Origin of the sequence: uncultured Escherichia sp., from assembly GCF_948475835.1 — a bacterium.
GTDB lineage: Bacteria > Pseudomonadota > Gammaproteobacteria > Enterobacterales > Enterobacteriaceae > ECMA0423.
In genome coordinates, this window is record NZ_CAOLGM010000001.1 from 1 (window position 1) to 11725 (window position 11725).

Annotated in this window: 9 protein-coding genes, 1 rRNA gene and 1 pseudogene (1 of these 11 cut by a window edge); 2 read left to right on the forward strand and 9 right to left on the reverse strand. The window is 48.9% G+C overall.

Annotated elements, in window-relative coordinates:
- Positions 1 to 63: 63 nt before the first annotated feature.
- Positions 64 to 179, forward strand: a 5S ribosomal RNA gene (gene rrf, locus QZF50_RS00005).
- Positions 180 to 241: 62 nt separating this feature from the next.
- Here the strand turns inward: rrf and QZF50_RS00010 are convergent.
- The 7 genes from QZF50_RS00010 to acrE all read right to left on the reverse strand — a co-directional run bounded on the left by QZF50_RS00010 (position 242) and on the right by acrE (position 9573).
- Positions 242 to 1000: an amino acid ABC transporter ATP-binding protein gene (locus QZF50_RS00010; protein WP_000078332.1), complete on the reverse strand. Its 759-nt coding sequence runs from the start codon at positions 998 to 1000 to the stop codon at positions 242 to 244.
- Positions 1001 to 1007: 7 nt separating this feature from the next.
- Positions 1008 to 2111, reverse strand: coding sequence for an amino acid ABC transporter permease (locus tag QZF50_RS00015; protein ID WP_001307418.1), 1104 nt, complete (start codon positions 2109 to 2111; stop codon positions 1008 to 1010).
- A gap of 9 nt (positions 2112 to 2120) precedes the next feature.
- On the reverse strand, positions 2121 to 3302 hold the full coding sequence (locus QZF50_RS00020; protein WP_000019655.1) for an amino acid ABC transporter permease: 1182 nt from the start codon (positions 3300 to 3302) through the stop codon (positions 2121 to 2123).
- A 67-nt stretch (positions 3303 to 3369) separates the two neighbouring features.
- Positions 3370 to 4395, reverse strand: a complete 1026-nt coding sequence (locus QZF50_RS00025) for an amino acid ABC transporter substrate-binding protein (protein ID WP_000738579.1) — start codon at positions 4393 to 4395, stop codon at positions 3370 to 3372.
- A gap of 430 nt (positions 4396 to 4825) precedes the next feature.
- The gene (locus QZF50_RS00030) at positions 4826 to 5047 is read right to left on the reverse strand and encodes a membrane protein (protein WP_000825639.1); all 222 of its coding nucleotides are present in this window, start codon (positions 5045 to 5047) and stop codon (positions 4826 to 4828) included.
- 252 nt (positions 5048 to 5299) lie between these two features.
- Positions 5300 to 8404, reverse strand: a complete 3105-nt coding sequence (gene acrF, locus QZF50_RS00035) for a multidrug efflux RND transporter permease subunit AcrF (protein WP_001273212.1) — start codon at positions 8402 to 8404, stop codon at positions 5300 to 5302.
- A gap of 11 nt (positions 8405 to 8415) precedes the next feature.
- Positions 8416 to 9573, reverse strand: a complete 1158-nt coding sequence (gene acrE, locus QZF50_RS00040) for a multidrug efflux RND transporter periplasmic adaptor subunit AcrE (protein WP_061892547.1) — start codon at positions 9571 to 9573, stop codon at positions 8416 to 8418.
- 398 nt (positions 9574 to 9971) lie between these two features.
- Here acrE and acrS point away from each other — a divergent pair, with 398 nt between their 5' ends.
- The gene (gene acrS, locus QZF50_RS00045; protein ID WP_001129522.1) at positions 9972 to 10634 is read left to right on the forward strand and encodes a multidrug efflux transporter transcriptional repressor AcrS; all 663 of its coding nucleotides are present in this window, start codon (positions 9972 to 9974) and stop codon (positions 10632 to 10634) included.
- Positions 10635 to 10636: 2 nt separating this feature from the next.
- Here acrS and QZF50_RS00050 read toward each other — a convergent pair whose 3' ends face one another.
- Both QZF50_RS00050 and yhdJ read right to left on the reverse strand, forming a co-directional pair.
- Positions 10637 to 10816 (reverse strand): DUF2556 family protein, encoded by a 180-nt coding sequence (locus tag QZF50_RS00050; RefSeq protein ID WP_001295275.1) that lies wholly within the window; start codon positions 10814 to 10816, stop codon positions 10637 to 10639.
- An 83-nt stretch (positions 10817 to 10899) separates the two neighbouring features.
- Positions 10900 to 11725 (reverse strand): annotated as a pseudogene (gene yhdJ, locus QZF50_RS00055) (adenine-specific DNA-methyltransferase) (it continues 45 nt past the right edge of the window).

Here is an 11725-nt window from a genome sequence, read left to right on the forward strand (position 1 = left end):
AAGATTTTCAGCCTGATACAGATTAAATCAGAACGCAGAAGCGGTCTGATAAAACAGAATTTGCCTGGCGGCCGTAGCGCGGTGGTCCCACCTGACCCCATGCCGAACTCAGAAGTGAAACGCCGTAGCGCCGATGGTAGTTTGGGGTCTCCCCATGCGAGAGTAGGGAACTGCCAGACATCAAATCAAGCGAAAGGCCATCCGAAAGGATGGCCTTTTTGCTTTTCGAACTAACATTCAATTAATGGATTACCTGCGATAAAAATGCCCTCGTACGCTCTGATTTAGGATGCGCAAAAAATTCATCAGGTGCAGCTTGTTCCACTATCTCCCCACGATCCATAAAAATTACCCGGTCAGCGACGGTACGTGCAAACCCCATCTCATGTGTTACACACAACATTGTCATACCCGACTGCGCCAGCCCAATCATCGTATCCAGCACCTCTTTCACCATCTCCGGATCGAGCGCCGACGTTGGCTCATCAAACAACATAATTTTCGGCTTCATACACAGCGAACGCGCAATGGCAACGCGTTGCTGCTGACCACCAGAAATTTGTCCGGGAAACTTATGCGCATGTTCGGCAATTCTCACCCGCTCAAGGTAATGCATCGCCAGAGCTTCAGCCTCTTTCTTTGGCATCTTGCGTACCCAAATCGGTGCCAGGGTACAGTTCTGTAGAACGGTCAGATGAGGGAAGAGATTGAAATGCTGAAAGACCATTCCCACTTCCTGCCGGACGCGCTCAATATTGCGGATATCTTCATTAAGTTCGATGCCATCTACCGCGATCCGTCCCTGTTGATGTTCTTCCAGATGATTAATACAACGAATGGTTGTCGATTTACCGGAACCTGAAGGGCCACACAGAACGATCCGTTCTCCCGGTTGCACGGTTAAATTTATATTTTTCAAAACATGGAATTGTCCATACCATTTATTGACGTTTTCCAGCGTAATCATCGCGTTAGCAGGTTGCAGTAAAATTTGGCTCATAGTGTCCTCAATGCGGTGTACGCCCGGTGTTAAAACGTTTTTCCAGATGCTGGCTATAGCGCGACATGCTGAAACAGAAGATCCAGTAGATCAGCGCGGCGAAAACATACCCTTCCGTCGACATACCCAACCAGGTGGGATCAACGGTTGCCTGCTGAACGCTACTGAAAAGATCGAACAACCCGATAATGATCACCAGGCTGGTATCTTTGAAGAGTGCGATGATGGTATTTACCAGCCCAGGAATTACCAGCTTCAACGCCTGTGGCAGAATAACCAGCCCCTGAGTTTTCCAGTAACCCAACGCCAGCGACTCTGCCGCTTCATACTGCCCTTTAGGCAGTGCCTGTAATCCGCCTCGCACGACTTCCGCAACATATGCTGACTGAAACAGGATCACGCCAACCAGCGCGCGGATCAGTTTGTCGATACTGGTGCCTTCTGCCATAAACAACGGCAGCATGACCGAAGACATAAACAATACGGTAATCAGCGGTACGCCGCGCCAGAACTCGATAAAAATGACCGATAAGATACGCACAATCGGCATATGGGAGCGGCGACCTAACGCCAGTAAGATCCCCCACGGTAGCGCCCCCGCAATCCCAACGGATGCAATAATTAAAGTTAGCGTCAGCCCGCCCCATTGCCGGGTTTCAACCCGCTCCAGACCAAAAAAACCGCCATACATCAGCCACCAGACAATCAGTGGGTAAATCACCGCCCAGGCCGCAATATAGCGACCGCGATGCGGGAGTATTTTCCAGAACATTGGTGCGATCGACACAAGCCCAATCAGTAATGCGAGGTTAATTCGCCAGCGTTGGTCGTGTGGGTAAAGCCCATACATAAACTGACCAAATCGTTCGTGGATGAAGACCCAACAGGCACCGGCTTTTGTGCAGTCGGCACGCGTTGAGCCAACCCAGTTAGCCTGCAAAAATGCCCAGTTCAGCAACGGTGGGATCAGTTCCCACATCAACCATATGCAGCCAATAGTCAGCAGGCTATTGCTCCAGCTGGAGAACAGATTTTTTCGCACCCACACCATCGCGCGGCTTGAGTTATGGCTCGCTGGGCGCGAGGGCTGAGACAGCAATACTTTTGTCATCATGACTCCTTAGCGTTCAACGATCGCGATGCGGCGGTTATAGATATTCATCAGCAGCGAGATAGTCAGGCTGATAATCAGATAGACCGACATGGTCATGGCTATCGTCTCGATGGCTTGCCCCGTCTGGTTCAGCACGGTGCCAGCAAACAGCGAAACCATATCGGGATAGCCAATAGCGGCGGCAAGAGAGGAGTTTTTGACGATGTTGAGATACTGGCTGGTTAACGGCGGAATAATCACTCGCAGTGCCTGGGGAATAATGACCTGGCGTAGCGTAACCGGGTTGGGTAATCCCAGTGACCGAGCCGCTTCATGTTGACCATAAGGCACTGCCTGGATCCCAGCGCGGATAATCTCGGCGATAAATGCAGATGTATAAACCGAAAGTGCCAGCGTTAAGGCTGCCAGTTCAGGAATTAAAACCATCCCGCCGCGGAAGTTAAAGCCTCGTAGGGCTGGGACATCCCAGTGTAGTGCTGCGCCAAAAAGCCATTGCGCCAGTAAAGGCAAACCAATGATCAACACTGCGGCGATCGGCCAGGTGCGGCGCAGTTGTCCGGTCTTTATCTGGTATGTTTTATTAAAGCGGAATAGCCCAACAGAAAGGACTATAGCCATAACAACAGCCAGGATAAACGCAATAAATCCGTCTCCCAGCTGCGGTGACGGAATATAAAGCCCACGATTGCTCAAAAAGGCCAGATCAAACGCGCTCACAGCCTGGCGTGGTCCGGGCAAATTGCGCAACACGGCAAAGTACCAGAAGAAGATTTGCAGCAGCGGGGGAATATTACGGAAGATCTCAATATAAATTGTGGATAGTTTTCGTAGCAGCCAGTTATCCGAAAGTCTCGCCAGACCGATAAAGAAGCCTAAAACAGAAGCGAACACAATACACAATGCAGAAACCAGTAGCGTATTGAGTAAGCCGACAATAAAAACGCGTCCGTAGGTGTCGCCCTGCTGGTAATCGATCAAATGCTGGACAATACCGAAGCCAGCGCCGCGATCCAGAAAGGCAAAACCTGAAGTAATGCCACGATTATTGAGATTCGTTACAGTGTTGTGAAATAACCAACCAACAATGCCGACAACAGCAACAACGGCAAGGATCTGGAATAACCAGGCGCGAACCGTAGGGTTGGCAAAAGAGAGTGAGCCTTTAACGGTTGAGCGGCGATGAGACATAGAAACCTCGGAAAGCATAACGCTGAAGAGAGCGCCGCCGTAGCGACGCCCGTTACCTCACACCGACTTAACGCACGGGCGGCGCGTACTGAATACCGCCGTTATTCCAGAGATTATTTTGCCCACGTTTAATTTTCAGCGGGCTTTCTGAACCTACGTTACGCTCGAAAATTTCCGAGTAGTTACCCACCTGTTTGATGATGTTATAGGCCCATTTATTATCCAGCTTCAGATCCTTGCCGTAATCGCCTTCTTTACCCAGCAGATGTGCCATATCAGGCGTTGCTGGATTAGCCGCTTTTTCATCGACGTTCTGGGAATTGATGCCCATCTCTTCAGCATTCAGCATGGCGAAAAGCGTCCAGCGTACAATCGAGAACCATTCATCATCGCCACGACGAACTACCGGCCCAAGCGGTTCTTTAGAGATAACCTCCGGTAAGACAATCCATTCAGCTGGGTTGCTTAATTTGATGCGCAGGGCATACAGTTGCGACTGATCCGAGGCCAGCGTATCGCAGCGACCAGATTCCAGTGCCTTCGCTGATTCGTCAGAGCGATCGAAAGTCACCGGTGTGTACTTCATATTGTTTGCCTTGAAATAGTCGGCAACGTTGAGTTCGGTATCAGTACCCGCCTGAATACAGACGGTAGCGCCATCCAGTTCTTTCGCGCTTTTTAGCCCCGCTTTATCGTGCGTCAGGAAGCCAATGCCGTCGTAATAAGTGACGCCGGTAAATGCCATTCCCATCCCGGCATCGCGAGATGAAGTCCAGGTCGTATTACGGGAGAGCAAATCCACTTCCCCTGACTGTAAAGCGGTGAAGCGTTCTTTTGCTGTGAGTGGGGTATATTTCACTTTCGTGTCGTCACCAAATACAGCAGCGGCAACACCACGACAAACATCAACATCAATACCTGAAAACTTACCGTCTGCATCGGCATAAGAGAACCCAGGTAATCCATCACTGATCCCGCATTGCACAAAACCTTTTTTCTGAACGGCATCAAGCGTCGCGCCAGCATGCGCCTGATTTGCAACGGCAAGCAGCACGCTGGCGGCAGCCAGTGTGGCTATCATCATCTTTTTCATAATGCTTCCTGTGAGGCGAAAATTATCGTTATAGGACGTTTGGGAAACGTCTTTTACCTGTCTGTGGCCATCCTCTTATAAGCAAAAGTAGTGCCAGCTTTTGCGCCCGATTTCGCGTCGCAATAAGCTGAGTGTAGACAGGAAATAATAAAAACAGCGCCCCGCAATGGTGCGAAAATGAAACATGCGCCACATTTTGGCGCAAAATATTTACGCGTGTTTTACTAAGCAGAATAATGATTGTTAGCGTGAGTATATTTCTGGTGGGAAGTGTGAAAGTTAAATTGATGCGTTATTTCGAAAGCAGCGAAATAACGCGATATAACATGCTAAATCAGCAGAGAATTAGCCAGCAGAATATAGCAATATTTTATCTTATGTAAAGATACTGTATCGTTAAACAGAGCGCGAAACTCCGCGCCCTGTTCAGTTATTTCGACAGAGCGATGATCCCCATCGTCAGGCCAGCAACAGCCGCTGCCCCGCCAGCAATAGCCCCAGCCGTTTCCCAGTTATCCTGAGTCGTGCCTTTCATACAGGTATTGGTGTGAACCAGACGACCCTGATCGTCATAAACCGGAACGCAGGGCGAATCGTGAGCACAGCCCGCCAGCAATGCGGTGAGCAATGCCACAGGAATTAATCTTTTCATGGTGTTACCTCAGTAATAAACGCTAACGCTTAATAAGTTAACTCTCTTATTAACGAGCTGAATGCCATTTTATCACCGGAGGTTATAAATCTTGCGGAATGAATAATGACAAATTATGTGAATTGTAAAAATAGTGAAGGGAGCGGGAACTATAGAAAGCTTTTAAAGAGTGAGCAGAAGAATATCTTATTAATTTTTATGGGTTTCACTGGAAATAATAAAGGCACCCGAAAGCGCCTTTATGTTTCTGATTTATCCTTTAAAGCAACGGCGGATCACCACAAAGAACACCGGTACGAAGAAGATTGCCAGCAACGTTGCAGAGACCATTCCTCCCATTACCCCGATACCCACAGCGTTCTGCGCGCCACTGCCGGCACCGTTACTGATAGCTAGCGGTAATACGCCGAGAATAAAGGCGAGAGAGGTCATCAGGATAGGACGCAGACGCATACGTACTGCCATCAGTGTCGCTTCAACAACACCTTTACCCTCTTTCTCCATGAGATCTTTAGCGAACTCAACAATCAAAATAGCGTTTTTGGCCGACAAGCCAATTGTCGTTAGCAAGCCCACCATAAAGTAGACGTCATTTTTTTGATTAAAGAGTGTTGCCGCCAGTAGCACGCCGACAATCCCTAACGGCACTACCAACATAACCGAGACAGGAATTGACCAGCTTTCATAGAGTGCAGCAAGGCACAGGAAAACAACCACAAAGGAAATTGCTACCAGAGCGGGAGCCTGGTTTCCCGATAAGCGTTCCTGATACGACATACCCGTCCAGTCATAACCAATGCCCGCAGGTAATTTTGACGCAAGGTTTTCCATCAACGCCATGGCATCGCCGGAACTGGTTCCTGGCGCGGCTTCCCCCTGAATCTCCATTGACGGCAGACCGTTGTAGCGTTCCAGTCGCGGAGAGCCATACACCCAATGTGAAGTGGTAAAGGCCGAGAATGGCACCATTTCGCCGTTGGCGCTGCGGACATAAAGTTTATCGACATCTTCTGGCAGCATACGGAATTTGGCATCCGCCTGAACATACACCTTTTTCACGCGACCACGGTCGATGAAGTCGTTAACGTAAGTCCCACCCAACGCCGTTGAAATGGTCTGATTGATGTCAGAAAGTGAAACACCTAATGCCTGCGCCTTTTCCTGGTCAACTTCCAGTTTAAACTGCGCGGTGTCTTCCAGGCCATTAGGACGCACGCTGACTAAGCTGGCAGGATGTTGCGCCGCCATGCCAAGCAACTGGTTACGGGCCTGGGTCAGGGCATCGTGACCCAGCCCAGCCTGATCAATTAACTCAAAGTCGAAACCCGTTGCCGTGCCCAGTTCAACAATGGCTGGCATATTGAATGGAATGACAAAACCGTCGCGGATCTTGCCCAATTCCATTTTGGCACGATGGATTACCGCTTCCGCACTGTTTTCATCACTATTACGCTCTTCCCACGGTTTCAGACTGACGAAGGCCATACCGGCGTTTTGTGCCTGGCCGCTGAAGCTAAAGCCGTTAACCGTAAAGACACTTTCAACGTTCGCTTTCTCGTTCTTCAGATAGTAATCCGTCACTTGATCCAACACTTTTTGCGTCCGCTCTTGCGTCGCGCCAGCGGGTAACTGAATCATGGTCAGAAAGACACCCTGATCCTCTTCAGGTAAGAAGGAAGACGGAAGACGTAAAAACAACACCACCATTCCTGCAACAATCAGCGCATAGATCAGTAAATATCGTCCTGTGGAACCGAGGATTTTGCCGACGCTGTTGGTGTAGTGGTTAACGCTATGATCGAAGGTGGTATTAAACCAGCCGAAGAAACCACCCTTATTTTCGTGATGCTCAGCTGAGGTGGGTTTGAGCAGTGTTGCACATAACGCAGGGGTAAGAATCAATGCCACCAGAACAGAAAGCGCCATTGCCGAAACGATGGTGATAGAGAACTGGCGATAAATTGCCCCAGTAGAACCGCCGAAGAATGCCATCGGAATAAATACCGCTGACAGCACCATCGCGATACCCACCAGTGCGCCCTGAATTTGCGACATCGATTTTTCCGTCGCTTCTTTTGGCGGGAGCTTATCCTCCATCATCACGCGCTCGACGTTCTCCACCACCACTATCGCATCATCGACGAGCAGCCCGATGGCAAGCACCATCCCGAACATCGTTAGTGTGTTGATGGAGTAACCAAAAGCGGCGAGGATGGCAAACGTCCCTAATAACACCACGGGTACCGCAATGGTGGGGATCAGCGTTGCTCGCATATTCTGCAAGAACAGATACATCACCAGGAACACCAGCATAATGGCTTCGAACAGCGTTTTTACCACTTCGTGAATAGAAAGCTGGACGAATGGCGTGGTGTCATAAGGGTAGAGAACCTTCATTCCCTGCGGGAAGAATGGCTGTAATTCCGCCAGTTTTGCCTTAATGGCTTTCGCGGTATCGAGAGCATTCGCGCCGGTTGCCAGCTTAATCCCCAGGCCCGCCGCCGGTTTTCCGTTGATACGAGCGATAACGTTATAGTTTTCACCGCCAAGTTCAACTCGTGCGACATCTTTCAGGCGTACCACCGAGCCGTCACTGTTTACGCGCAGGGTTACTTTGCCGAATTCTTCCGGATTTTTTAACCGCGTCTGAGCAATAATTGAGGCGTTCAACTGTTGCCCTGGTAACGCTGGCGTTCCGCCCAACTGTCCGGCAGCGATCTGATCGTTCTGTACCTTCAACTGGTTAATCACATCAACCGGTGTCAGTTTATATTTGTTTAGCAGATCGGCGTCCAGCCAGATACGCATCGCATACTGTGCGCCGAAAAGCTGTACGTCACCGACGCCATTCAGACGGCTAAGCGTATCTTTAACGTTAGAGGCCACATAGTCCGAGATATCGTCCTGTGTGGTGTCTGGGTTATCAGAGACAAAGCCCGCCACCATCAAATAGCTGCTACTGGACTTTTCAACACTGATCCCCTGCTGCTGAACCTCCTGCGGCAGCAACGGCGTGGCGAGCTGGAGTTTGTTCTGCACCTGCACTTGCGCGATATCAGGATCGGTCCCGGACTGGAAGGTAAGGGTAATTGTCACGCTACCGGCGGAATCGCTGGTGGAGGACATATACATCAGGTTATCGATACCGTTCATATTCTGTTCGATAACCTGCGTCACCGTATCCTGCACGGTCTGCGCATCAGCGCCCGGATAGTTTGCTGAAACAGAAACCGCAGGCGGTGCAATGGTTGGATACTGAGCGACGGGTAATTGTAGGATCGCCAGTGCGCCCGCCATCATCAGAATAATGGCCAGCACCCATGCAAATATCGGTCGTCGAATAAAAAAGTTTGCCATGTCAGATTACCTTACTTCGATGCAGTATCTGCGGGGGTATCGGTAGTGGCTTTAACCTGCTCTCCCGGACGCGCTTTTTGCAGGCCGCTGACAATGACTTGATCGCCAGATTTCAGACTTTCGCTAATCAACCATTTATCGCCAATCGCCTGACTGGCAACGACAGGGCGCGCTTCCACCTGACTTTTATCGTTAACAATCAGCACGGTTGCATCACCACGCGGTGTGCGGCTAACGCCTTGTTGCGGGATAAGAATGGCGTCAGGTTGGACGCCTTCATCAATCCGTGCGCGCACAAACATACCCGGCAAAAGCGTATGTTGCGGGTTAGGGAAGACGGCACGTAGGGTTATGGAGCCGGTGCTTTCATCAACGGTCACATCAGAGAATTGCAGCGTACCTTTCAGGGGATAGGTTTGACCGTTTTCCATGACCAACTCTACGTTGCTGGTGGCGTTTTCCTTATGCAAATTTCCTTGCTCTACGGATTGCTTCAGCCTCATAAAATCGTTGCTGGATTGGGTCACATCAACGTAGATAGGATCGAGCTGCTGGACAGTCGCCAGTTCAGTCGTTTGCCCATTAGTGACAAGAGCGCCTTCGGTCACGGTCGATTTGCCGATACGTCCGCTAATTGGCGCAGTCACTTTGGTATAAGCGAGATTGATGCGAGCGCTTTCGACTGTGGCTTTTGCGGCAATCACGGCGGCATCGGCCTGGCGAGCATCAGCAATGGCCTGGTCGTACTCCTGCTGGCTGATGTATTTCGTACCCACGAGCGGAACGTAACGTTTTACCGTCAAATGCGCGATGGCGGCGGCGGCTTCACTTTTTGCCAGTTCGCCTTTCGCGCTGTCATAATTTGCCTGATAGGTCGCGGGATCGATCTGGTACAGGGACTGGCCTGCTTGTACATCGCTGCCTTCAGTGAAATTACGATTCAGTACGATCCCGCTAACCTGTGGGCGAACTTCGGCTATACGGTAAGCATTGGTGCGGCCTGGTAATTCAGTCTTAACTTCTAACGGGGCCGTTTTCACAATATGAACGGTAACCTGCGGTTCACCGACGTGAGCTTTCTCTTCTCCCTTATCGTTACAACCGGCGATTAAAGCCGCGGAGATCAGAATAAAGGAGGGCAGGAGGAAAAACCTGGCATGTTTCGTCATTACTATTCCTCAAAAAACCAAAAGCGCGTTATTTACCCAGAAAGGCAACGCGTTAACTCGCAGAAAGAAAAATACAGTTTGCTATCCTACAAATTATCATTCGTCGATGTAAGGAATAGTTATGAATACTGGCGTCTCAAGGCACATAAACACAAAAAAAGATTAATATTCTACTGTTTTATTTTGACGCGGGTTGAAAGAGGCAGAATTAAAACCTCGTAAATTGAAATATATATTCATGTGGCGAATGTATTTTAGGTAAATAATATATATTATTTATTTGACGATTTATAGCAACTCAATATTAGCCTCTCGTATAAATACACATTAGGTGATAGATTAACCTTCGCTATTTTCTCACTCTGTGTCGAATATATTTATTTCCTGAATAATTAATCATGGCAAAAAGAACCAAAGCCGAAGCTCTGAAGACCCGGCAAGAACTGATTGAAACTGCCATCGCCCAGTTTGCGCAGCATGGCGTAAGCAAGACGACACTCAACGACATTGCCGACGCTGCTAACGTTACGCGTGGCGCTATCTACTGGCACTTCGAAAACAAGACTCAACTGTTTAATGAGATGTGGTTGCAACAGCCTTCATTGCGGGAGTTAATCCAGGAACACTTGACGGCTGGATTAGAGCATGACCCGTTTCAACAATTGCGTGAAAAATTGATTGTCGGCTTGCAATATATTGCCAAAATTCCCCGCCAGCAGGCGTTGCTGAAAATCTTATATCACAAATGTGAATTTAATGATGAGATGCTGGCCGAGGGAGTGATACGCGAAAAGATGGGCTTCAATCCGCAGACTCTCCGCGAAGTATTGCAGGCGTGTCAGCAACAAGGTTGTGTAGCAAATAACCTCGATTTAGATGTTGTGATGATTATTATTAATGGTGCCTTCAGCGGAATTGTTCAAAACTGGTTAATGAATATGGCGGGTTATGATCTTTATAAACAAGCCCCCGCTCTGGTCGATAACGTATTAAGAATGTTCATGCCAGATGAAAACATAACGAAATTAATTCATCAAACGAATGAATTAAGTGTCATGTAAATTCACATTCTGTCCTGAAAATTCAGTTCGTCACAGTTAACCAGTTTTAGTGGATTAACTGAGTTCATATTGCGGCATTTGTCTGTTTCTGTTGCCAGCAGTTCAATCCACTGCATCAGTAAAGTATCAAACAGAAAAACGAAGACAGCGAAAACGACGAGCCACCAATACTTGCGAATCATTACCTGAGCCTGTGTATGTTTAACCAAGTCTGGCAGGAAATATACACGAAATGAATAATCTGAAAACCAGGCTTACACTTCCTTTACTTTGCAATGAGATCGGGGTCAACTTCGCTTAACCGGCTTCGTTTTGACAGGTTGCCGGTCTTTCTTTTTTTCACTTTCGCCAGTTCTTCCGCAGAGTAATGCGACGCGACATCCAGCCGTCGAAGCCCCATTTTGATGTACTCGCTGTTGATCTCAATACCAATGAATTTTCGCCCGCTGGAGACGGCTACGGCACCGGTAGTAAAGCTACCGGCAAACGGGTCGAGAACGATATCGCCTGGGTTGGAAGAGGCGAGAATAATGCGTTTCAGTAAGGCTTCCGGTTTTTGCGTCGGGTGGTTCTCATATTCATCCATCAAATAACGCACGCGCGGAAAATCCCAGACGTTACCCGGTACTTTTTGATGATTGTATGGCTGTGGAGGATTTTTGCGATAATCGATCAACGCGCGCTGCGATCCGGTTTTGGCTTCTACCAGAATAGCATCACCGTTGAATGTGTAGTTCTTTGCGTCTTTCACCATCATCAGGATGGGTTCGTACATGGAGCCGTAGTGTTTTTTCGCCTGTACTCCAGAACTGTCATATGACCAGACGATGCGACTTTTGATGGTAAAAAGCTTGCGGCACTGGAGATCGATAAAGGGCATGTTTTCCGTGCTGTTCATGATGTACATGCTGCCCTGCTTTTTCAGAACGCGGTGGCACTCTGCAATCACTTCAAACAGCCAGTCGATAAACAGATCTTCTTTCCAGGCTTCGATCAGACCATCAAAATTTTTACCGATGTTATATGGTGGGTCGGCAAAGATCAGATCGACACTTTCGGCGGGGATCTTTTTAAGTTCGGCAAGCGCATCA

Excerpts from the sequence above, each read along its gene's own strand:
- QZF50_RS00020 (WP_000019655.1), bottom strand. The coding sequence starts at position 3,302 with ATGTCTCATCGCCGCTCAACCGTTAAAGGCTCACTCTCTTTTGCCAAC.
- QZF50_RS00010 (WP_000078332.1), bottom strand. The coding sequence starts at position 1,000 with ATGAGCCAAATTTTACTGCAACCTGCTAACGCGATGATTACGCTGGAA.
- QZF50_RS00025 (WP_000738579.1), bottom strand. The coding sequence starts at position 4,395 with ATGAAAAAGATGATGATAGCCACACTGGCTGCCGCCAGCGTGCTGCTT.
- acrF (WP_001273212.1), bottom strand. The coding sequence starts at position 8,404 with ATGGCAAACTTTTTTATTCGACGACCGATATTTGCATGGGTGCTGGCC.
- acrS (WP_001129522.1), top strand. The coding sequence starts at position 9,972 with ATGGCAAAAAGAACCAAAGCCGAAGCTCTGAAGACCCGGCAAGAACTG.
- QZF50_RS00050 (WP_001295275.1), bottom strand. The coding sequence starts at position 10,816 with ATGATTCGCAAGTATTGGTGGCTCGTCGTTTTCGCTGTCTTCGTTTTT.
- QZF50_RS00015 (WP_001307418.1), bottom strand. The coding sequence starts at position 2,111 with ATGACAAAAGTATTGCTGTCTCAGCCCTCGCGCCCAGCGAGCCATAAC.
- QZF50_RS00030 (WP_000825639.1), bottom strand. The coding sequence starts at position 5,047 with ATGAAAAGATTAATTCCTGTGGCATTGCTCACCGCATTGCTGGCGGGC.
- acrE (WP_061892547.1), bottom strand. The coding sequence starts at position 9,573 with ATGACGAAACATGCCAGGTTTTTCCTCCTGCCCTCCTTTATTCTGATC.